The organism is Zoogloea sp. (assembly GCF_023150065.1).
In the GTDB taxonomy this organism is placed as follows: Bacteria; Pseudomonadota; Gammaproteobacteria; order Burkholderiales; family Rhodocyclaceae; genus Zoogloea.
Map to the genome: position 1 here is coordinate 89,506 of NZ_JAKLLN010000004.1, position 21,321 is coordinate 110,826.

Annotated in this window: 22 protein-coding genes; 10 read left to right on the plus strand and 12 right to left on the minus strand. The window is 67.7% G+C overall.

Annotated elements, in window-relative coordinates; genetic code table 11:
• Nucleotides 1-5 precede the first annotated feature (5 nt).
• The 6 genes from L6Q67_RS06855 to L6Q67_RS06880 all read right to left on the minus strand — a co-directional run bounded on the left by L6Q67_RS06855 (nt 6) and on the right by L6Q67_RS06880 (nt 7,001).
• Nucleotides 6-1,259, minus strand: a complete 1,254-nt coding sequence (locus L6Q67_RS06855; RefSeq protein ID WP_296567255.1) for a beta-ketoacyl synthase — start codon at nt 1,257-1,259, stop codon at nt 6-8.
• A gap of 3 nt (nt 1,260-1,262) precedes the next feature.
• Nucleotides 1,263-1,514 carry an acyl carrier protein gene (locus L6Q67_RS06860; RefSeq protein WP_296567257.1) on the minus strand — a complete coding sequence of 84 codons (252 nt, stop codon included), beginning with the start codon at nt 1,512-1,514 and terminating at the stop codon, nt 1,263-1,265.
• A 153-nt stretch (nt 1,515-1,667) separates the two neighbouring features.
• Entirely contained in the window at nt 1,668-3,578 is a 1,911-nt protein-coding gene (locus tag L6Q67_RS06865; protein ID WP_296567260.1) for a DUF4105 domain-containing protein, read from the minus strand.
• Nucleotides 3,579-3,666: 88 nt separating this feature from the next.
• Nucleotides 3,667-4,149: a DUF3015 domain-containing protein gene (locus tag L6Q67_RS06870; RefSeq protein WP_296567262.1), complete on the minus strand. Its 483-nt coding sequence runs from the start codon at nt 4,147-4,149 to the stop codon at nt 3,667-3,669.
• 140 nt (nt 4,150-4,289) lie between these two features.
• A complete protein-coding gene (locus L6Q67_RS06875) occupies nt 4,290-5,516 on the minus strand; it encodes a methyl-accepting chemotaxis protein (RefSeq protein ID WP_296567265.1) in 1,227 nt (408 codons plus the stop codon).
• A 99-nt stretch (nt 5,517-5,615) separates the two neighbouring features.
• A complete protein-coding gene (locus L6Q67_RS06880) occupies nt 5,616-7,001 on the minus strand; it encodes an FAD-linked oxidase C-terminal domain-containing protein (RefSeq protein ID WP_296567268.1) in 1,386 nt (461 codons plus the stop codon).
• Nucleotides 7,002-7,130: 129 nt separating this feature from the next.
• On the opposite strand from L6Q67_RS06880, the gene L6Q67_RS06885 reads away from it, so the two are divergent.
• From L6Q67_RS06885 to L6Q67_RS06895, 3 genes are all read left to right on the plus strand, one after another.
• Nucleotides 7,131-7,511: a RidA family protein gene (locus L6Q67_RS06885; protein WP_296567271.1), complete on the plus strand. Its 381-nt coding sequence runs from the start codon at nt 7,131-7,133 to the stop codon at nt 7,509-7,511.
• Nucleotides 7,512-7,523: 12 nt separating this feature from the next.
• Nucleotides 7,524-9,611, plus strand: a complete 2,088-nt coding sequence (gene recG / locus L6Q67_RS06890; RefSeq protein WP_296567273.1) for an ATP-dependent DNA helicase RecG — start codon at nt 7,524-7,526, stop codon at nt 9,609-9,611.
• 182 nt (nt 9,612-9,793) lie between these two features.
• Nucleotides 9,794-10,105, plus strand: a complete 312-nt coding sequence (locus L6Q67_RS06895) for a BON domain-containing protein (RefSeq protein WP_296567277.1) — start codon at nt 9,794-9,796, stop codon at nt 10,103-10,105.
• A 65-nt stretch (nt 10,106-10,170) separates the two neighbouring features.
• On the opposite strand, the gene L6Q67_RS06900 is transcribed toward L6Q67_RS06895, so the two are convergent.
• The gene (locus L6Q67_RS06900; protein ID WP_296567280.1) at nt 10,171-10,596 is read right to left on the minus strand and encodes a response regulator transcription factor; all 426 of its coding nucleotides are present in this window, start codon (nt 10,594-10,596) and stop codon (nt 10,171-10,173) included.
• Nucleotides 10,597-10,838: 242 nt separating this feature from the next.
• On the opposite strand from L6Q67_RS06900, the gene L6Q67_RS06905 reads away from it, so the two are divergent.
• Nucleotides 10,839-11,807 carry a diacylglycerol kinase family protein gene (locus L6Q67_RS06905; RefSeq protein WP_296567283.1) on the plus strand — a complete coding sequence of 323 codons (969 nt, stop codon included), beginning with the start codon at nt 10,839-10,841 and terminating at the stop codon, nt 11,805-11,807.
• The gene (locus L6Q67_RS06910; protein WP_296567285.1) at nt 11,804-12,604 is read left to right on the plus strand and encodes a metallophosphoesterase; all 801 of its coding nucleotides are present in this window, start codon (nt 11,804-11,806) and stop codon (nt 12,602-12,604) included. The genes L6Q67_RS06905 and L6Q67_RS06910 overlap by 4 nt, the downstream gene beginning before the upstream one ends.
• 10 nt (nt 12,605-12,614) lie before the next feature.
• Here the strand turns inward: L6Q67_RS06910 and L6Q67_RS06915 are convergent, their stop codons facing one another.
• On the minus strand, nt 12,615-13,847 hold the full coding sequence (locus L6Q67_RS06915) for a DUF2252 family protein (protein ID WP_296567287.1): 1,233 nt from the start codon (nt 13,845-13,847) through the stop codon (nt 12,615-12,617).
• A gap of 158 nt (nt 13,848-14,005) precedes the next feature.
• Here L6Q67_RS06915 and L6Q67_RS06920 point away from each other — a divergent pair, with 158 nt between their 5' ends.
• Nucleotides 14,006-14,641: a response regulator transcription factor gene (locus L6Q67_RS06920; protein ID WP_296567290.1), complete on the plus strand. Its 636-nt coding sequence runs from the start codon at nt 14,006-14,008 to the stop codon at nt 14,639-14,641.
• Here L6Q67_RS06920 and L6Q67_RS06925 read toward each other — a convergent pair.
• The 4 genes from L6Q67_RS06925 to L6Q67_RS06940 all read right to left on the minus strand — a co-directional run bounded on the left by L6Q67_RS06925 (nt 14,615) and on the right by L6Q67_RS06940 (nt 18,823).
• Complete coding sequence (locus L6Q67_RS06925) at nt 14,615-16,039, minus strand: CHASE3 domain-containing protein (protein WP_296567292.1); 1,425 nt, start codon at nt 16,037-16,039, stop codon at nt 14,615-14,617. The genes L6Q67_RS06920 and L6Q67_RS06925 overlap by 27 nt on opposite strands.
• Before the next feature lie 78 nt (nt 16,040-16,117).
• Complete coding sequence (locus tag L6Q67_RS06930; RefSeq protein ID WP_296567295.1) at nt 16,118-16,285, minus strand: DUF1328 domain-containing protein; 168 nt, start codon at nt 16,283-16,285, stop codon at nt 16,118-16,120.
• Nucleotides 16,286-16,493: 208 nt separating this feature from the next.
• Nucleotides 16,494-17,903, minus strand: coding sequence for a dihydrolipoyl dehydrogenase (locus L6Q67_RS06935; RefSeq protein ID WP_296567297.1), 1,410 nt, complete (start codon nt 17,901-17,903; stop codon nt 16,494-16,496).
• A complete protein-coding gene (locus tag L6Q67_RS06940) occupies nt 17,900-18,823 on the minus strand; it encodes a YihY/virulence factor BrkB family protein (RefSeq protein ID WP_296567299.1) in 924 nt (307 codons plus the stop codon). The genes L6Q67_RS06935 and L6Q67_RS06940 overlap by 4 nt, the downstream gene beginning before the upstream one ends.
• 438 nt (nt 18,824-19,261) lie before the next feature.
• On the opposite strand from L6Q67_RS06940, the gene L6Q67_RS06945 reads away from it, so the two are divergent.
• From L6Q67_RS06945 to ubiA, 4 genes are all read left to right on the plus strand, one after another.
• A complete protein-coding gene (locus L6Q67_RS06945; protein ID WP_296567301.1) occupies nt 19,262-19,465 on the plus strand; it encodes a CsbD family protein in 204 nt (67 codons plus the stop codon).
• Between the two features lie 48 nt (nt 19,466-19,513).
• Nucleotides 19,514-19,717 (plus strand): hypothetical protein, encoded by a 204-nt coding sequence (locus L6Q67_RS06950; protein WP_296567303.1) that lies wholly within the window; start codon nt 19,514-19,516, stop codon nt 19,715-19,717.
• A gap of 150 nt (nt 19,718-19,867) precedes the next feature.
• Complete coding sequence (locus L6Q67_RS06955; protein WP_296567306.1) at nt 19,868-20,422, plus strand: chorismate lyase; 555 nt, start codon at nt 19,868-19,870, stop codon at nt 20,420-20,422.
• The gene (ubiA, locus tag L6Q67_RS06960; protein WP_296567311.1) at nt 20,419-21,300 is read left to right on the plus strand and encodes a 4-hydroxybenzoate octaprenyltransferase; all 882 of its coding nucleotides are present in this window, start codon (nt 20,419-20,421) and stop codon (nt 21,298-21,300) included. The genes L6Q67_RS06955 and ubiA overlap by 4 nt, the downstream gene beginning before the upstream one ends.
• Nucleotides 21,301-21,321: the final 21 nt, after the last annotated feature.

Here is a 21,321-nt window from a genome sequence, read left to right on the forward strand (position 1 = left end):
GATGCTCAGGCCGGAGCGGCCTTGCGGAAGGCCAGCACGGCATTGCATCCGCCAAAGGCGAAGGAGTTGGACAGGGCAACCCGTGCGTCCGTCCCCCGCAGTGCGCTGCCGGTGATGTGGCGCACGCCTTCGCAGGCGGGGTCGATGGCGTCCAGGTGGGCGGTGGGGGGCAGCGCATCTTCGGCCAGGGCCAGTACCGTGGTCACGGCCTCGATGGCACCGGCGGCACCCATCAGGTGGCCGTGCATGGATTTGGTGGCGCTGACGGGAACCTGGGCCGCCCGGTCGCCGAACAGGGCGCGCAGGCTGTCCACCTCGATGGCGTCGCCTTCGACGGTGGCGGTGCCGTGGGCGTTGACGTAATCGACATCGTCGGGGGTGAGGCCGGCGTCATCCAGGGCGAGGCGCATGGCGCGGATCTGGCCGTCCCGGTCGGGGCGGACGAGGTGGGAGTGATCGCTGCAGGTGCCGTAGCCCACGACTTCGGCGAGGATGGTGGCGCCGCGCGCCCGGGCATGCTCCCACTCCTCGAGGATCAGGGTGGCCGCGCCTTCGCCGAGGACCAGCCCGCTGCGGCCGGGGTGGAAGGGGCGGCAGCTGGCGGGGGCGGTGTCGGCGTCGCCCTGGGCGACCACGCGCAGGGCGTCCCAGGCTTTCATGACGGCGTAGGCCAGGGGCACATCGGAGCCGCCGGTCACCATCAGGCGGGCCTCGCCATTGCGGATGCGCTTGTAACCTTCACCGATGGCTGCCGCGGCGGAGGCACAGGCGGCCACGTAGGTGAGGCTGGAATTGCCCAGCCCGAGCTGGATCGAGATATGGGAGGCGGCGGCGTTGCTCATGCCGAGCACCACGGCCAGGGGCGGCAGGCGGTCGCGCCCGTTCTGCCACATTTCCCGGTAACCCCGCTCCCAGGTGCTCGTGCTGCCGAGGGCCGACCCCCAGGACACCCCGTAGTCGTGCCGGCCTTCCTTGTCGCGGCTCAGGCCGGCGTCCAGCCAGGCTTCAAAGCAGGCCGTCAGGGCCATCTGGACGGAACGGTCGGTGGTGCTGGCCAGGGCTTTGCCGATGTGGGCCTCAGGGCTGAAATCGGCGCAGTGAATGGCGGGCTGGGTGACCGGGCGGGGGGGCTGGTCGATGGTGTGCAGCCGGATGAAGGATTCACCGTCCACCAGACGGCCGAACATCTGCCGCGCGTCGATGCCCGAAGGGGCAACCACGCCAAGGCCCGTCACGGCTACGCGGTGGGGGCTTGCCATGCTTCAGGCCTGCTTGGCTTTTTGGGCTTCGACGACGAACTCGTCGACGATGCTGACGAGTTCGCCGATGTTCTTCGGCGAGCGCACATCCCGCTCGAACACCACGTTGTACTTTTCCTCGCATTCGAAGATCAGTTCGACCAGCATCAGGGAGTCGATCTGGAGTTCTTCCAGGGTCGCTTCCGGTTGGATTCTCGCGGGGTCGATTTCAAGACGATCGACGAGGAATTCACGGATGACGGTCAGAGTGTCCATGGCAGATAGTGGCTTCGGAATGAAATGGACATCCCGGGTCAAGCGTGCCGGGGATGTGGTTTTACCCCCGATTTTAACATGGATGTTCCGGACTCAAGCCGCCCTTGCGCCGCAGGCGGGATTCCTTGCCGCTGATTCATAGGGCATTTTTGGCTAGAAGTAGTGCTGCCAGCCGATGCTCAGGCGGCGCTCGGAGCGCTCTGTGTGATCGTTGCCGGGCAGCCCGATGCGGGTCCATTCGTAGCCGGCGACGAGGTTGTCGCGGGGGCTGAGGCGGGTGCGCAGGTGGGCCCGGGCTACGCTGCGGTCGAGGCGCTGATCGTTGAACCACTGGCGGCCGGCCTCGAGCTGCAGGCGTGTGTCGGCGCCCGCGTCCCACAGCAGGCCGGCCAGGGGGCCGCTGCCGATGGCCCAGTTTTTCTCCACCTGGCCGTGGCCGAGGAGCTGGTTCTCGAGAAAGACGTAGCCGAGCAGGCCCTTCCATTCCCAGGCCGCGCCGGGGCCGCCTGCGAGGGTGGGCCCGCTGGCACGGCCGGCACCCAGGGTGCGTTCCCAGCCAAAGCGGACCTTCCAGGACAGGGGCTGGGTCCAGCTCAGGCGCGGGGCCACGGAGACGATGTCCACCGGCAGGAAGCGGTCGAGCCGCCAGCCCTGCCCTTCGCGCTGGCTGAAGCCGAGGTCGAGGAAGCGGATCTGGGCCCCCCGGGCGTAGCCGGTTTCGGGGTCCGTGAGGTCGTGATAGGCCGGACGGAGATCGAGGAAAAGGGCGTTGGCGCCGCCCAGCCGGCCGGCGGCGAGGCCGACGCGCCCCGAGGCGTGGCCGCTCTCGGGGCGGGCCGGCACCGGCACCGTGCCGGTGTCGATGGCGGGCAGCTGGCTGCGGGTGGTCTGGATGGTCTTGAGGCGGGCCAGGGCTTCGTCCTGGTCGAGCTTGCCGGCATGGCCGCGGAAGGACACCAGGCGGTCGGCAAACTCGAGCTGTTCGATGGCTTGCGGGGTGCTCCCCAGGCTTTGCGGGGTGCGCCGGCCCTCGGCGACGGCGATGGCGGCGTCGAGGCTGGCCGGGTCGAGTCGAGTGGCCCGGTGCGCCAGTTCGGTGCCCGTGGAGGCCCGGAAGCTGACGTCGGTGACCAGCCCCGCCCGGGCCACCACGCCCTTCACGGTGTCCACGGGGATGGCCGTCCAGTAGAACGGCTGCGCCACCCGCAGGCCGGGCCGGGCCACGTCGAGGAGGCGCAGGATCATGTAGGAGCAGTTCTCGTCGAAGAACCAGTAGTCGAAGCGGGTGGCGCCGATCTCCCAGGCGTGGCGCAGGAGCTGGCGGGTTTCGTCCGGGCTGAGGTTGAGGCGGTATTCCCATACGTCGCGGCTTTCCATATCGCCGTACTCGCGCACCTTGACGTAGTAGGGCGAGCTGGACAGGGTGCCGGGATAGCGCCCGGTGAGGCCCTTGAGGGCAAAGGTGAAACCGTCGGTGGGGTCGGCCTTGGCGGCGTAGTTGATGGTGTAGGCGAGCAGGCGCGTGGCTTCGGTCTGGCCGGGGGGGTCGATGCGCAGCAGGGTGTGGCCGAACATGGAGGCCGGGCTGTTCACATAGGCGGACGGAAAGACCAGGGTGACGCCGCCGGGTGTGATCTCCTCAGCCCACTTTTCGAGGCGCGGGCAGGGCTGTTCGGGCAACTGGGCAGCACTGAGGGCGAGGCGCTGGCGCAGCCAGTGGTGGCGGGCCGGAAAGCGGCACTGGGGGTGATCGTCGGGGGCTTCGGGGCGAGCGGGCTCGAACAGGCGGGTCAGGGTGGCGTCGAGTTCCGCGGCCGGGTTGCGGGCGCCGTCCGGGGCATTGAAGAAGCCCGGGTCGTCAGCCAGGCTGCGTAGGTGGCCGGTGACGGGATAGAGCTCGTACTGGAGCAGGTCGGCCCAGGCCGGGTCTTCGGCGAGACGGGCGTCGCGGGCGGCGGCACGGGCATCGACCAGGGAGTCGGCCCGGGCGGGGGCGGCGGCCAGGCTCAGGTTCAGGCTCAGGTTCAGGCTCAGGGCGGTGCCGAGGGCGATCAGGATCTTCATCAGTGGGTGGGCGCCGACGTGAAAAAGCCCTGTGCAGGCACAGGGCTTGGTGTGGCGCGGGCCGGGGGCGACCCGCAGCCGCGGAGGCTTACACCGCGTCGGCGTACTTGGCCAGGCGGGCGTCGGACTGCAGCGCGGCCTTCAGCTGGGTGGCGATGGCTTCGGCGGACTCGACGGAGGCGAAGATCTCGGCGTGGCGTGCCTTGGTCAGGCTGACGAAGGCGGCCTTGTCCTGGGCGTCGATCTTCAGCAGGGCAGCCAGGGCGTCCAGAGTTTCGCCCTGGCCGGAGGCGGCGTCGCGGGCCAGCTGCGACTTGTTGCCGTCGATGAACATGGCGGTCTTCCAGGCGGAAGTGACGACGCCGTCCTGGGAGCAGCCGAGGGTGCCGGAGGTGATGCCGAAGGTCTGGTTGCCGAAGAGGCCGTTGGTGGTGGCGGCAAGAACCTGGGGGGCAAGGCCGCGCTGACCTTCGAAGACCTTGGAGCCGAGGCCACAGGAGCCAATGTTGTTGGCGGCGGCGAAGGCCGTCACGGGCAGGAATACGACCAGCGGAAACAGCAGTTTTTTCATGGCGCTTACCCTCACTCTGTGTTTGTTGGTTTACGCACCGTCAGGACGATGCCGTGAGGATGGTAGCGCATTCCCTGTCGGGGGCGAGAGGGCCGGCGTGGGGGACTGTTGTTTCCCCGCAAATCACCGCTTATGGCGCCTCAGAAGAGATCCACGGCGCCTGCGTTGACGTCCGTCTGACGCACCGAGTCGAAGCGGATTTCCTCCGCCGAGCGGGTGGAGGCCTGCAGCAGCTGGGCCAGGATGGCGTTGCGGCGCTGGATGCGGGCCAGGCCATCACGCTCCTCCACGTCCCGGTGCACATCGAAGAAACCGTGGGCGTACTGGCTCATGAAGTCGGTGTGCTGGCGCAGTTTGCCCAGGAGCTGGCTGACGATGTCCTCGAACTGCATCGACAGGACACCCTGCATCACCAGGCGGTGGATGGCCGCCGACACTTCGTTGATGCGCCGGGACTGCTCTGCGGCAAGGGCGGTGAGTTCCTGCACCTCGCGGCCCATGGCGGTGACGTTGGCCTGGGAGGCTTCGGCCTTGCTCACGTCGGTGGACGCGGTCACATCCACGGCACTGCCCACGTCGTTGATGGCGGTGTGGATTTCGGCCAGCAGCGCGTCGATCTGCTCACTGAACTTCTCGGTGCGCTGGGCCAGCTTGCGGACTTCGTCGGCCACCACGGCAAAGCCCCGCCCTGCTTCACCGGCCCGGGCGGCCTCGATGGCGGCGTTGAGGGCCAGCAGCTCGGTCTGGCTGTTGATCTGGTTCACTTCGGTCATCAGGCGGCTCACCGCGTCGACCTTGCCGCGCATGGTCGCAAAGCGTTCGGCGATGTCGGTGCCGCTGGTCTTGAGCTGCTGCACGGTGCTGACGAAGGCGTCGATGGTGTCGCGGGTCTCTGCGGCGAAGCGGGTCAGGCCGCTGTTGCGGGCCGAGCTGTCCTGGGCGCTGGCCAGGGCCAGGAGCTCGTCGGCCAGGTGGCGGAGGGAGTCGGACTGCTGGGCGTTGCTGCCGGTCAGGCTGCGGTTGAGGTCGGCCAGGGCGTTGGAGAAGACTTCCTGGATCTGGCCCAGGGATTCCTGCAGACGCTGGTACTGGTGTTCGCTGCTGCCGGCGATGCGTTCGCACAGGGCGTCGTATTCGTGCACGCTGCCGTTGATCCGTTCGCGCTGCAGCTGCTGGTTGCGCCGGGCCCGGGCCCGGGCGCGATGGCTGATGGCGGTGGCTGCCAGCAGGGACAGGATGGTGCCGATGCCCAGGGTGTAGGCCAGCCATGCAGGGCCGCCGAAGGCGGTGGCGGCGATGCCCGCAAGGGACAGGCCGATGCCGGACAGGGTGGCGACATCGTCGGCGCGAATGGTCGTGGCGTGCATGGCTGGAATTGTTACAAATAAGTCAAATTCAAATCCTTATCGGCGTAGCGTTGGGCGACTTGATGACTCCGTATGACAAAAATCACCAATTAACAGTGACTAACAAACTTGTGCGGCAAGCACCTTTCCCGGGTTCATCAGGTTCAGGGGGTCGAGGGCGGCCTTCAGGGCGGCCATCACAGCCACTCCTTCCCCGTGTTCGGCGAGCAGGAAGTCCCGTTTACCGATACCGATGCCGTGTTCGCCGCTGCAGGTGCCGTCCAGGGCCAGGGCGCATTCCACGATGCGCCGGCCGAGTTCTTCGGCGGCGTGCACCTGGGCCGGGTCGTCCGGGGTGGTGAGGATCACCACATGGAAGTTGCCGTCCCCCACGTGGCCCACCACCGGCGCGGTCAGGCCGCTGTCGGCGATGGCCGCCTGGGCACCGGCGATGGCGTCGGCGAGGCGCGAGATGGGGACGCAGACGTCGGTGGAGATGCCCCGGCTGCCCGGCTTGAGGGCCAGGCTGGCGTAGAGCACGTCGTGCCGGGCCTGCCACAGGCGGCTGCGGTCTTCCGGTCGGGTGGCCCATTCAAAGCCCTCGCCGCCGTTGTCGGCAGCGATTTCCTGGACCGTGCGGGCCTGCTCCTCGACGCCGTTGGGGGAGCCGTGGAATTCGAAGAACAGCATCGGCGATTCACGCAGGCTGGTCTTGCTGTAGCGGTTCACGGCGTGCACGGTGAGGGCGTCGAGGAGCTCGATGCGCGCCACCGGCACCCCCAGCTGGATGGTCTGGATCACGGTCTGCACGGCGCTGGCCACGTCGGGGAAGGAGCAGGTGGCGCTGGAGATGGCCTCGGGCAGGGGGTGCAGGCGCAGGGTGACTTCCGTGATCACGCCCAGGGTGCCCTCCGAACCGACGAACAGGCGGGTCAGGTCGTAGCCGGCGGCCGATTTGCGGGCGCGGCCGCCGGTGCGGATGACCCGGCCGTCGGCGAGCACCACCTCCAGGGCCAGCACGTTCTCGCGCATGGTGCCGTAGCGCACGGCGTTGGTGCCGGAGGCGCGGGTTGCGGTCATGCCGCCGAGGGAGGCGTCGGCGCCCGGATCGATGGGAAAGAACAGGCCGCTGCCATGCAGGGCCGCGTTGAGCGCCTTGCGGGTCACACCGGGCTGCACCACGGCGTCCATGTCCTCGTTGTGGATGGCCAGCACCTGGTTCATCTCGGACATGTCCAGGCTTATCCCGCCCCGGGTGGCCAGGATGTGGCCTTCGAGGGAGCTGCCCACGCCGAAGGGAATCAGCGGCACCCGGTGTTCCCGGCACAGATTCACCACCTCGACCACCTCGGCGGTGCTGTGGGGCCACACCACGCCGTCGGGCAGGGCGTCGGGGAAGTGGGATTCGTCGTGACCGTGGTGGGCACGCACGGCTTCGGCGGTGGAGAAGCGCTTGCCGAAGCGTTCGGTGAGCTGCTGGACAAGGGGAGCGGGCAGGGCGGGCATGGTGTCTTTCCGGTTCAAACGGGCCAAACCCGAATCTTGCCACCGGCGTGCGCCGGGCAGGAGCAGGGTAAACTCCGGCGCGAGCGAATTCCGCCGGATTGCCGGCATCTCTTCACCCGGAGCCCCTTCATGAGCAAACAGATCATCGCTACCCCCAGCGCCCCCGCCGCCATCGGCACCTACTCCCAGGCCGTCAAGGCCGGCAACACGGTTTACCTGTCCGGCCAGATCGGCCTCGACCCGGTCAGCATGCAGCTGTTGGAGGGCTTCGAAGCACAGACCGTGCGGGTCTTCGAGAACCTCAAGGCGGTGGCCGAAGCGGCCGGCGGCACGCTGGCCGACGCGGTCAAGCTCAACATCTACCTCACCGACCTGGCCAACTTTGCCAAGGTCAATGAAGTCATGGCCCGCTACTTCTCCGAGCCCTACCCGGCCCGGGCCGCGGTTGGCGTGAAGGAGCTGCCCCGCGGTGCCGTCGTCGAAGCCGACGCCATCCTGGTCATCGGCTGAGCGTCCGGGCCCGTGCCGGTCGAGTCTGCTGCCGCCGCCCCGGCTGCGCCGCGCAAGCCCGCGCAGCGCGGCTGGCCGGGTGTCGGGCCGCAGCTCGCCGAGCGCCTGGCCAAACTGGACATCTTTGCGCCGGCCGATCTGATCCTGCATCTGCCCCTGCGCTATGAGGACGAAACCCGCCTGACCCTGCTGGCCGACGCCCGCCCCGGCGTGCCGGTGCAGTGCGAGGTGGAGGTTCAGTCCTGCGAGATCACCCACGGCGGCCGCCGCCAGCTGGTGGTGCGGGCCACTGATGCCAGCGGCGAGGTGATGCTGCGCTTCGTGCATTTCTACCCCAACCAGCAGAAGCAGATGGCCGAAGGTGCGCGCCTGCGCATCTTTGGTGAGCTGCGCGACGGCTTCTTCGGGGCCGAGATGATCCACCCGCGGGTGCGCCCGGTGGCCGCGGGGGAGCCGCTGCCGGAAAGCCTCACCCCCATCTACCCGACCACCGCCGGCATGGCCCAGTCGGCCCTGCGCAAACTCATCGGCGGGGCCCTGCGCCACAACCCGGTGCACGACGACCTGCCGGACACCTTGCGTCAGCGCCTGCATCTGCCCGCGTTGCCGGAGGCCTTGCGCCTGCTGCATGCGCCGCCGCCGTCGGTTTCCGCCCTGGACATGGAAGACCGGGGCCATCCGGCCTGGCAGCGCATCAAGCTGGATGAACTCCTCGCCCAGCAGATTTCCCTGCGCCGGGCCTACGCCGCCCGCCGCGCCAAGAATGCCCCGGCCCTGCCCCTGCACGACACCCTGACCCGCAGCCTGCTGGAGCAGCTGCCGTTCGCGCTGACCGGGGCCCAGAGCCGCGCCTTTGCCGAGATCGCCCGGGACCTGGCCTCGCCCCACCCGATGCAGCGCCTGCTGCAGGGGGACGTGGGCAGCGGCAAGACCTGCGTGGCCGCGTTGGCCATGCTGCAGGCCGCCGAAAACGGCCGCCAGGCCGTGCTGATGGCGCCCACCGAGATCCTCGCCGAGCAGCACTACCGCAAGCTCGCCGTCTGGTTGGCGCCCCTGGGCATCGAGGTGGCCTGGCTGTCGGGCAGCCGCCGCAAGAAAGAGCGCGAGGCCACCCTGGCGCGCCTCGCCGCGGGTGAGATGCTGCTGGCGGTGGGCACCCACGCCCTGATCGAAGACCCGGTGGCCCTGCCCCTGCTGGCCCTGGCGGTGGTGGATGAACAGCACCGCTTTGGCGTGCGCCAGCGCCTGGCCCTGCGCGAGAAGGGGCGGGCCGGCGAATCGCCGCACATGCTGATGATGTCGGCCACGCCCATCCCGCGCACCCTGGCCATGAGCTATTACGCCGACCTGGATGTGTCGGTGCTCGACGAGCTGCCCCCCGGGCGCACCCCCATCGTCACCAAGCTGATCAAGGACGAGCGCCGCGACGAGGTGATCCAGCGCGTCCGTGACGCCTGCCTGAAGGGGCGTCAGGCCTACTGGGTGTGCCCCCTGATCGAGGAGTCCGAGGCCCTGCAGCTGAAGACCGCCGAGGAGAGCTTCGAGATGCTCTCGGCGGCCCTGCCCGAGCTGAGGATCGGCCTGGTGCATGGCCGGCTCAAGAATGACGAAAAGTCGGCCACCATGGCGGCCTTCATCGCCAACGAGGTGCAGGTGCTGGTGGCCACCACGGTGATCGAGGTGGGCGTGGACGTGCCCAATGCCAGCCTGATGGTCATCGAGCACGCCGAGCGTTTCGGCCTGGCCCAGCTTCATCAGCTGCGCGGGCGGGTCGGCCGCGGCGAGCATGAGTCCGTGTGCATCCTGCTCTTCGCCCAGCCCCTGTCCCAGACCGGGCGGGAGCGCCTGAAGGCCATCTATGAGCACACCGACGGTTTCGTCATCGCCCGGGAAGACCTGCGCATCCGCGGCCCGGGCGAGTTCATCGGGGCCCGCCAGAGCGGCGTGCCCCTGCTGCGCTACGCCGACCTGGAGGAAGACGCGGTGCTGGTGGACATCGCCCGCGATCTGGCCGAGGAGATCCTGCGCGATGCGCCCCGGGTGGCCGACGTGGTGACGGCGCGCTGGTTTGGCGGGCGGGCGTCGCTGCTCAAGGCCTGATTCCTGCGGGCATTCTCCTGCCGGCATTCCCGAGGCTCCTGCCCGCGCCGACAGAATCCTCCTACATGCCAATCCGCCTCGTCGGACACCGGTTTTCGTGGGCAGGCCCTATCCTCGAAGCAGCTGTACGCATCGGGAAACCGGGTTTCCCTGGCCACAACAACACTTCAAGGAGTCCGAACATGAAAAACAGCGCTGCCACGCTCGCGCTTGCCGGTCTGCTGGCCTTTACCGCCGCCGGATGTGCGGTGACCCGCGAGCAATCCACTGTCGGTCAGTACGTGGACGACACCACCATCACGACCCGCGTCAAGACGAAGTTTGCCGAGGACTCCACCGTGAGCGCCATGGCGATCAGCGTCGAAACGCTCAAGGGCGTCGTCCAGCTGTCGGGGTTTGCCAAGAGTGGTGCGGAAAGGAGCAAGGCCGAAGAGCTGGCGCGCGGCACCCCGGGCGTGACCTCGGTCCGCAACGACATCGTGCTGCGCCCGTAAGCCCGTTTGTCGGGCACGAGAAAAAGGGGTGGTTCGCCACCCCTTTTTGCTGCCCGTGTGCCCGGTCAGGCAGCGGGGCTGCCCGACAGGCCCTGCACGAACTCGAGCATTTCATCCATCTGGAAGGATTTGTCGAAAAAGGCCGCAGCCCCGAGCGCCAGGCAGCGGGCGCGGACAACCGGGTGGGCGTGGTTCGAGAAGACCACCGCGCGCGTCGTACCGAGGCCACCCGACATACCCTGGATCGCACTCAACACCTTCAGGCCCGTACCCGTGCGCAGTTCAAGATCGACGATGGCCAGTTGGGGGCGGAGGCTTCGGATCAGTGAGATCGCCTCCGTTTCGCCGGCCGCCGTGCCCACCACGGTGATGCCGTCGATGCCTTCCAGCATTCCTTTGAGCAACTCCAGGAGTGCCGGGTTGTCTTCGACGATGACCGTTGTGGTCGGTGACAGGGCTGGGGGCATGGTGCGCAATGACGGAGCGTGCATGGGTCGGGGCGGGCATCCGGGAGACGGTCTGCGTGACATCTGCTTTCAGATTAATGCTTGCGCCTAGCCCTGTCTGTCGGCCATTTCCTACAGTTTCTGGGGGCTTTGGCCCACACCGCGGGCCGGGGTGTGACGCCCATGATGGTGTCCGTGGCCGCCGTGCCCTGGCGGCCGTCATTCGGAGGAGCAGTGACATGCATGCCTTTCTTCGCAATCCGTCCACGGCCGGGTGTCCGTGAATCATGGCGCCCCCGGAAGTGCCCCTCCTGGATGCGCGTCCGCCCTGGGTGGTGGTGATCAACGCGGCGTCGGGGCGCCAGGAGGGCGAAGCGATTGCCCAGCTCATCCGTGATGCCCTGAGCCAGGCGGGATGTCAGAGCAGCATCCGGCTGGTTTCCCATGCCGAGGAGATCAGCGTCATCGCGGAGCAGGCGGCGCGTCAGGCGCGGGAGCGGCGGGGTGTGCTGGTGGGCGTGGGAGGGGACGGCACCCTCAGTGCCGTGGCTGCGGCGGCTATCCGGGCGGGGGCGGTGTTCTCGGCCGTGCCGGGGGGTACCTTCAATTACTTCGGCCGCAGCCACGGCTTCCCCGAGGAACCCGAGGCGGCCATCCAGGCGGTGTTGCATGGCCGGCTGCGTGCGGTGCAGGTCGGTCAGATCAATGGACGGATCTTTCTGGTGAATGCCAGTTTCGGCCTCTACCCCCAGTTGCTGGAGGACCGGGAAGCATTCAAGCAGCAATGGGGGCGCAGCCGCCCGGCCGCGTGGGGGGCGGCGCTGCTCACCTTGTGTGGTCGCCACCGGCTGCACCGCCTCCACCTGCAGATGGGGGAGCAGGAGCAGGTCATGCTGGCTTCCACCGTGTTTGTCGGAAACAACCGGCTCCAGTTCGAGCACATGGGTTTGCCCGAGGCATCGGTCGTGGATGAAGGGCGGTTGCTGGGGCTGGTGCTGCGTCCGGTGGGGCGTCTGGGCCTCGTGAGGCTTGCGCTGCAGGGGGCGATGGGCAGGCTGGCCGACGCCGATGAAATCGAGCGCAGGGTGTTCCGGCGTCTGAGCGTCGCGCCGGGGGGCTGGTGGCGGCGCCGGACGGTGAAGGTCGCGATGGACGGGGAGCAGCATCGCATGCGCAGCCCGCTGGTCTTTGACGTGTCGCCCCGGCCCCTGTGGCTGCTTGCGCCGGCCGGCCCGGCGGCGGAGCCGCGCCCTTGAGCATCGTCCTGCAGATATCGGATACCCATTTCGGCACCGAGCGACCCGGGGTGGTGCTCGCCCTGCTGGCCTTAGCCGCCGAGATCCGCCCGGATCTGGTCGTGCTCTCCGGTGACCTGACCCAGCGCGCCCGACCGTCCGAGTTTGCGGCGGTCGGCGCATTTGTTGCGCGTTTGCCGTCCGTGCCGCGGCTGATGGTGCCGGGCAACCACGATATTCCGCTGTTTGACCTGCTCACGCGCTGGCGCCGCCCCTTTGCGGCCTATGTGGCGGGTTGTGGCCCGGAGCTCGAGCCGTCCTGCCGGCTTGCCGACCTGTTCGTTACCGGCGTGAACAGTGTCCGCTCCTGGCGGCACAAGCACGGCGCCCTGGCGCCCGGGCAGATCGATGCCGTTGCGCAGCGCCTCCGCACTGTGGGGCCTGGGGCGATGCGCATCGTGGTGGTCCACCACCCCGTGGATGTGGGTGACGCGGTGGATGCGGGCGACATCGTGCGTGGTGCGGCTGAGGCCGTGACGGCCTGGGCCGAGGCCGGTGCCGATCTGGTGATGTCGGGGCATGTCCATGTGCCCCTGTGCCGGCCCCTGTCGGTGCGCTATGGCGCGCCGGCGCGGCAGTGCTGGGTGGCGGTGGCTGGCACGGCGGTGTCCGGGCGCACCCGCCATGGGTGGCCGAATTCGGTGAATGTGCTGCGTATCGACCGGCTTCAGGGTGTCGAGCGGCGGGTGCTCGAGCTGTGGAACTTCGATGCCTCACAGCAGGCGTTCCGGCCGGGTGCCTGTTTTGAGCTGCGGTGAGCCGTTGCCCTCATGGGGATGCGATGACGGCAATGTGGCGCCGGCAGTGTTGCAGGTAGCCGCGTTCGTGGCTGGCCAGGGCATCGACGATGGCCTGCCATAGCCACGAGGGGGCGTCCACCACGGGGCTCCGGGATTTTCGCAGCCCGCGGAGCCATTGCTTGCGTTCGTCCGGGGACATCTGCCGGGCATGGGCGTCCCCGAGCACTCTTCCCAGGTAGGCGGCAATCGCGTCCATGGCGTCGGGCGGGAGGTGATCGGGCTCGATCTTGAGATCTTCCGGGGCGAGCTCGCGCAGCACCATCGGTCGGCCCAGCACGCGCAGGGCGAGCATCCGGTCGCCTAGGGCGGGCGACAGGGCCCGGGCGGCAGCCACCACCCGTTCGGCGTTGTCGCGCGGCATGGTGGCGGTCTTGCTGCGTGGCGCTGCGGCCGCAGGAGCATCCTTGATGTCCAGCATCGCCAGCCGTGAGCGGCCTGACGGGGCGCTGATGCTCAGGAGCACGGCGTAGCGTGGACGGCCGAGGCTGCTGCATCCCTTGACCCAATAGGCGGCGTCGGCCACGGTCACGGTCTCTTCGGCCGTGGCGATGCCGAGCCGTTCTGCGAGCGCGCCCAGGCCTGATGCGGGCAATGCCTCGCTGATGGCGCGCTGCTCGCTCCGGGACAGGGGCCAGAAGCGCTTGCCACGGGGGATGTGTGGCCGGGTGTGGGAGAGGTGGTCGCGGACCAGCTGCTTCCAGGTGCGTCCGATGGCGTGCTTGAGCAGGGCTTCGATCGACCCCGGCGGCTGTGCCGGGGTGGGGCGGGGCCGGAAGGCCCGGGCGTAGCCATCGAGGAGCAGATCCACCACGCGCACGCTGGTGGCGCCGGGAAGGTTGGCGCTGCGGCACGCACTGGCGAGGGACAGGCCGAGGCGGATCAGATCGTGGGCCGGGTTGCCGATCACGGCCTGATCAAGGTCCCGGATGAGCACGCCGACCCGTCCGTCACCATCCACCACCGGGCCCAGATTGCCCACGTGGCAGTCACCACAGATCCAGATGTCCGGCCCGTCGGGAAGCGACGGGGGGTGGTCGGCTTCCAGCCATGTGTAGAAGCGCTCGGTGTTGCCGCGCACATAGGCGTGGGCCGAGCGCGCCATCTTGCGCAGCCGGCGACGCGTAAGGCGTGCTGCACGATCACGCGGTCGGGTTGGGGGGCTGAGCGTTGGTATGGTGGAGGGGCCTGTGGGAAGGATCATGAAGGGATGCGACCATCATCGGCCTGCCGGCCCTGCGGCGGCCGTCGTTCGAAGCTGATTGCCGTGTAGGACGATTCCTGCAGCCATGTCAGACAACGAAGACAGGCGCCGGGCAAGGCGTCCGATAGAATGGAATGAACGCATCCGGGAGAACACACATGCTGCGTCTGGCCATCGTGGATGATCACAGGATCGTGCGGGCGGGGTTCCGGGAGATGCTCTCGGATGAGCTCGGCCTGCGGGTCGAGTTCGAGGCGGCCAGTGGCGAGGAAGCCCTGCAGCGGCTGCGTGACACGCCCTGTGATGTGCTTCTGCTCGATCTCTCCCTGCCCGGGCAGAGCGGTATCGATGTGCTGCGCGCCGTGCGCCAGCGCTATGAGGCCCTCAAGGTGCTGGTGCTCAGCGGTTTTCCGGAAGAGCGCTATGCGCTGCCGATGATCCGCAACGGGGCCAATGGTTATCTGTGCAAGGACTGTGAGCGTGACGAGCTGATCAAGGCCATCCGCACGGTCGCCCAGGGGCGGCGCTATGTGTCGGCCCGCACCGCGGAGCTCATGGCCGATGATCTGGCGGGGGCCGGCACCTCACTGCCCCACGAGACCCTCTCCGAGCGTGAGCTGCAGGTGTTCTTGCGGCTTGCCAGGGGGGAGTCGGTGTCGGGGATTGCCGATGTGCTCAATCTGAGCGTCAAGACGGTCAGCACCTATCGCTCGCGCCTGCTCGAAAAGATCGATGTGGCGAGCAATGCCGAACTGGCCGCCTACGCCCTACGCCACGGGCTCATGGTGGATTGATTCGGGAGGCGGCGGCGCGTCGCCCAGGGGCATGCGGGCATCGATGCGGGTGCCCGAGCCGGGGGTGGAGCGCACCGCAAACTGCCCCCCGAACATCTGGACCCGATGTTTCATGCCCGCCAGGCCATGCCGGTTCAGCTTGGGGCTGGCCGGGTCGAAGCCGCAGCCGTCGTCGGCAATCCACAGGTGGATCTCGCCGTCCTGCGCCGCCAGCCCGAGTTCGAGCTGCCGGGCCCCGGCATATTTGCGGATGTTGGTGACGGCCTCCTGGGCGATCCGGAACAGGGCCAGGGCCTGCTGTTCAGGGCAGTTGATGTCCGTTTCGGGCAGCTTGAGGGTGATCGTGTATTCACCGCTCAGGTCGCTGGTCATAGCGCGCAGGGCCTCCACCAGCCCCAGGCCCTGAAGCAGGGGCGGACGGAGATCGTCGATGATGCGCCGCTTGAGGGTGATGCCCGAGCCGATGGTGTCGATCAGGCGGCGGAAGCGCCCCTGGATGTCGGGGCTGATGTCCTTGCCCAGGCTGCGCAGCAGCCAGCTGGTATCCATCTTTGCCGCGGTCAGGAGCGCGCCCAGTTCATCGTGCATCTCGCGGGCAAGGCGCGCCTTTTCGGCTTCGCGGGCGTCGGTGAGGTAGCTGGCGAGGTCTGACAGCTCCTGGGTGCGCTGGACGACGGTGGACTCCAGCACGTCGTTTTCGTTGGCGAGCAGTTCGGCGATGCGGGCGCGCAGGATGGCCTGCCGCTGCTGCACGGCGAACAGGGCAATGATCAGGCCCAGCGCGCCCAGGGCCAGGATGGTGATGGTCCGCTGGGTGTCGGCGAGGCGCCTGGCCGATTCGGCGACGAGATGCTGGTTGCGCGCCTCCAGGCCTTCGCGCAGGCGGGCAATCGACACCCGGATCTGGTCCATGTAGACCTTGCCCATGCCGCTTTGCCCCGGGGGGACGACCGCGGTAGGCCGGCCTTCACGGACGACCTTCGCCAGGACCTGGCGCTTGGCGTCGATAAGCCCGGTGAGCAGCTCGAATTCGCTCCGGTCGGCGCTGCCTTCCGGAAAGTCCCCGTTGATGGCGCCGAGCAGGGCCGGGATGCTGCGTTCGCTGGCCTCGTAGGGCTCCAGATACGCCGGGTTCCGATCCGTGAGCAGGTAGCCGCGCACGCTGGTTTCGGCATCCAGCACGAGGACGAGCAGGGAGTTGAGGCGGTCGATCTGCGTCTTGAACACCTGCGTGCTGCGCATGGCCTCACTGGCGAAGTCGGAGTGCAGGCGGCCGAAGACCAGCAGCGTGGACACGAGCACACAGCCTGTCACGATCAGCACATAGGACCACAGCCGGTGCGGCACGAGCCGGTTGAGCTGCTGACGGATCGAGAACTTGTCGGAATCCATGGGCATGATGACGGGCGAGGTTCAGGCACCGGAAGGATAGTGTGCCAGAGCCTTGCCCCTGCGGGCCCCGCCTGCTGGTGCCCTTTACGTTTTGCCGCGCAGGGCGTTGAGCACGAAGCTGACAACCGCCAGGAGCAGGAAAACGAAGAACAGGATCTTGGCGATTTCGACGGCGCCCGCAGCAATTCCGCCAAAACCAAAGACGGCGGCGATCAGGGCGATGATGAAAAACACGACGGCGTAGTGGAGCATGATGTTCTCCTTCATGGTGGACGACTGGACGCGAACGTTCGCCGGGCTCGATGCGTGAGCCGGGTGACGGGGCTCGTGCGTTGAGACTGCATGTTCGAACCTTATGTGTCCGGGGCGTGGCTGCCAGTCGGTGCGGGCCGAATGCGGTGTGGGAATTGTCCGACGTGCCGTGTGTTGCGTGCCGGCCCTGGGGGCGAGGGGCGTGCTGTCAGGCCTGTGGGCCGTCGCGTAGCGCTCTGGCGAGACCCTGCAATGCCGTGCGCAGGCCCTCTTCGACCACGGGGTGATAGAAGGGCGACGCGAGCGCGATGTTTGCCGAGTCGCCGCGCTGGATGGACCAGGCCAGGAGATGGGCCAGGTGTTCCACGTCCGGCCCAAATAGCTCTGCCCCCAGCAATCTGCCGTTTTCCCGAGCGCCATAGACGCGCATGAGGCCCTGGTTGCGACCCATCATCCGGGCGCGGCCCTGGTCGGCAAAGGAGGCCTCACCCCAGGCAAACGATGCGCCGCTGCGGTTCAGTTCCGCATGGCTTGCCCCGGCTATCGCCATCTGCGGGTCGGTAAACACGATGTTCAGTGGTGTTCTGCGCGTCTCCCGGCGTACATCGGGATAACGTCCGGCATTGTGGCCGGCGATCCGGCCATCGTCTGCGGCCTCATGGAGAAGTGGTCGATCGTTGTCCGCATCGCCGGCGATGAACACCGCGGTGTCGCCGATCCGGCAGGTCTCGGGATCGAAAGGGGGGACGCCCTTTTCATCCAGGGGGATACCGGCCTTGTCCAGGTCGAGCCCGGCCAGCGCCGGCCGCCGACCTGCCGCGGCAAGGAGGTAATCGAAGCGTTCGCTGCGTTGGGCCTGGTGCTCATCCCGCCACTGCACGACGACCGCCTCACCCTCGCGGTGGGGGGTGATGTCGGCTGCATTGGCGCTGTAGGGAAGCGTTGTCTGCAGCCAGGCCTTGACGGCGGCTTGCGTCACCGGGTCGGTCAAGGGGCCGGCCTTGCTGCTGCGTCCGAACAGGCGGACCCGCACACCCAGGCGATGCAGTGCCTGGGCCAGTTCGAGCCCGACGACCCCGGTCCCGACCACCGCCACGGAGTCGGGCAGCGTCGTCCAGTTGAAGACATCGTCGTTGACGATCAGGCGTTCGCCCAGCCGGTCGTGCCAGCCATCGGGAACGCTTGGCTGGGCGCCCGTGGCGATGATGATGCGTGCGGCGTTGACGTGGATTTCGTCATTTACGCAGAGCACGCCGGGGGCCAGGAAGCGTGCCCGGCCCTGGAGTTTGTGCCCTTCCGGCCACCGGTCCACCGTATCGAGCACAAAACCCACGAAGCGGTCGCGTTCGCGACGGACCCGCTCCATGACCGCGGTGCCGTCGACCCTCCGGCCATCGACTTCGATGCCGAACCTGGCGCTATTGTCGATGGTGTGGGCGCTTGCCGCCGCGGCGATCAGCAGTTTGCTCGGCATGCAGCCCACCCGCGCACAGGTGGTGCCGTAGGGGCCGTCCTCGATCACGACCAGCCTGTCCGTGTGGGTGCGAGCGGCCTTGTAGGCACTCATGCCGGCCGAGCCTGCGCCGATGATTGCCACATCCACGTCGATGCGCTTCATGGTGAATCCTCCTGGGGGGTGAGCTCGGGTGCGGTGCGCTGCTGCTGCACGTACATGACGCAGGCGCCGTAAAGGAAGATCTGGGCCGAGGCATAGCACCACACCAGGATTGCGGCGAAGGAGCCGGCCGCGCCATAGGCGGAGGTGACGCCCGCATGGGTCACATAGGCGGCAATCAGGTAGCGGCCGATGGCGAAGAGGAGGGTGATGACGAGCGCGGCGGGAATGGCATCGCGCCACCCGGCGGCGGAAGGCGCGAGCCTGGACAGCAGGACCGCGAACAGGAGGGTGCTGAAGGCATTCACGACGAAGAGATTGACGAGCCCGGCCGTGAGGTCGAGTCCGGGGAGGTCCTGGCCGATCCATGCAACAGCGGCGCGCAGCGCGGTTTCGGCAAGCAGGGTGACGCCGAGCAGGAAGCCGATGCCGAGGGCCAGCGCCAGTCCGTCCAGGCGGCCGGCGATCATGTCCTTGGGCCCCGTGCGGGACGCCGGGCGTTTTCCCCAGATCGACGCCAGTGCGGCCTTGAGCTCCAGGAAGGTGACGCTGGCCCCGAGGAGTGTGCTGCCCATCGCCATCCACGCCGCCATGCCGCTCGACTGCAGGCGTTCGAGGGCATGACGCATCATTGCGATGATCACCCGTGCCTCTTCCACGTCGAGCACGCGCTGGATGTACTCGGCGATCGCGTTCTGTGCCGATGTGGTCCCGAGCAGCACCGCAATTCCGGCCGTCACCACCACGAGCAAGGGGGCCAGTGAAAAGACGGTGTAGAACGCGAGCGCCGCGCCATGGCGGGGGGCATCCCTCTCAAAGAACACCCGGACGGCGGGCCACAGGCAGGCGGGCAAGGCCGAAAGCCCGCCCGTGGTGGGTGCCTTGGGGGGTGTGAGCGAGACCCGCTGATTGTCCTGATGCATGTTGGGCCCCTGGGGCAGGCACCTGTGCCGACTGCGCAGGCTGATGCTTGACATGATTGTGTGCTGGTTGATGTGCCGCCATCGGGATATTGCCGAATGTGCAGCCGGATTTTTCCTGCCTTGCGCCGGCGGCGGGGGCGTGCTGCGCCCGTACTGGCAGTTGTCAGACCGTCCGTTGAGATCGCCACGGCTGAAATACGTTCATGACGCTTCCGGGTGCCGGGTGGGTGCAACAGGCGTAAGGACTGCTCCATGCCGGCCGTATTGTCAGTGCGTCGCTGACAAGCGCGTAAGCGCATTCTCACATCCCATTCGGATGCTGCCGACTGCCCCGGCGGCGTGTCGTGGATAAAGTGGAGACATGCAGAAGCCACTGCATCCCAGTGAAGAAAGAGGCTACGGCCTTGCTCTCGCAGGCCACTTCATAGGAGAAACGCCATGAACCGCGACATCATCGAAGGCAATTGGAAGCAACTCAAGGGCAAGCTCAAGGAGCAGTGGGGCAAGCTCACCGACGACGATCTGGACGTGATCGAAGGCAAGCGTGAAATGCTGGCGGGCAAGATCCAGGAACGCTACGGCATCACCAAGGACGAGGCCGAGAAGTTCGTGAAGGAATGGGAGAAGAAGCACGACGCCTGATTCGTTGGCCTGCCCCCCTTCCCCTCGGGATCAATTCAGGAGATCGACATGAACACCACTGTTTCCAGCACCGCCACCCAGGTCGTCGACAACCTGCGCAGCGCGGCAAAGGATGCGGCTAAAGTCCTGCGCCGCGACGCCCACCATACCAAGGATGTGGCGGAGCGCTACATCGGCAGCAATCCGTGGCGCTCGGCGGCCATCATCGGCACGGTGGGCCTCGTGGTTGGGGCGCTGCTCACCCGCCGCTAGGGTATTCGTGCCCTCTTCGGGGGCCTGCCCATCGGCGGATGATGCCGATGGGCAGGCCCTGCGTGCACTGTTTGCGCGTGACCCGGCTGCTTCCTACCGCGGCGGCGAGAACCGTACAATGCTGTCCGCCCGCTTCAGAATCAGCCCTCCATGACTCTTGCCCACTTTCCGGGCCGTGACCCATTCCGTATTTCCGCCTGGCAGGCCCCCCGTTTCATGCATGGGTGGCTGACCGATGACAGCTCGCTCACCGCCCGCATTCGTGCGCGCTGCGGGTGTTTCTCTTTGCAGGTGGTGAGCCAGGGCAAGGGGCGGGTGATGCCCGACGAGCGGGCCGCGCTGGGCGTGGCGCATCACGGCGAGTTGTGGTTGCGCGAAGTGCTGCTCGTTGCCGATGGCGTGCCGGTGGTCTTTGCCCGGTCGCTGGTGCCGGCAACGGTCATTCCGGCTGACTGGCATCTGCTCCACGGGCTCGGTGGGCGGCCGTTGGCCAATGTGCTATTTGATGACCCCCGGGTGCGCCGTTCGCCCCTCGAGGCGGCCCGCCTGGATGCCCGGGATTCCCGCTGGCACCAGGCTGTACGCGCTACGGGGCATGCCGATCTGCCCCCTTTGTGGGCGCGCCGCTCGGCCTTTCACCGGGCGGGCACGCCGCTCCTGATCACCGAAGTCTTTTTGCCTGCCATCCGGAACCTGGCCCCATGAGTACCCTGAGCCTTTCCCAGCGCCTCGACGAATACACAAAGCTGATGCGCCTGGACAAGCCCATCGGCATCCTGCTGCTGCTGTGGCCTACCCTGTGGGCGCTTTGGGTGGCGGGGGCCGGAAGGCCGGCCCTGTTGGTGGTGGCCATCTTTGTGGTAGGCACGGTGCTGATGCGCTCGGCGGGTTGCGTGATCAATGACTACGCCGACAAGGACTTCGACGGCCACGTGGAACGTACCCGCAACCGCCCGCTGGCGGCGCAGCGGGTGAGCACCCGGGAGGCGCTGCTGCTGGCGGGCGGGCTGGCCCTGCTGTCCTTCCTGCTGGTGTTGCCCCTCAATGGCCTGACCATTGCCCTCAGCGTGCCGGCCGTGTTCCTGGCCGGGAGCTACCCCTTCACCAAGCGCTTCCTGGCCATTCCCCAGGCCTACCTGGGTATCGCCTTCGGCTTCGGCATCCCCATGGCCTTCGCCGCCCTCCAGGGCGAAGTGCCGGCCGTGGCCTGGGTGATGTTGCTGGCCAACGTGTTCTGGGCGGTGGCCTACGACACCGAGTACGCCATGGTGGACCGCCCCGACGACCTGAAGATCGGCATCAAGACATCGGCCATCACCTTTGGCCGCTTCGATGTGGCCGCGGTGATGCTGTGCTACGCCCTGACCCTGGTCCTGCTTGGCTGGGCGGGGCTCAGCACCGGTGCCGGCGGGGCCTTCCTGGCCGGCCTCGCCGTGGCGGCCGGCATCATGGGCTATCACTACACCCTGATCCGGGAGCGTGACCGGCCGAAATGCTTCAAGGCCTTTCTTCACAACAACTGGGTGGGGGCGGCGATCTTTACTGGTTGGGTGGTGGATTATTTGCTCCGGGGAACACCCTGAGCGTCGCTTCGGAGGTTGAGA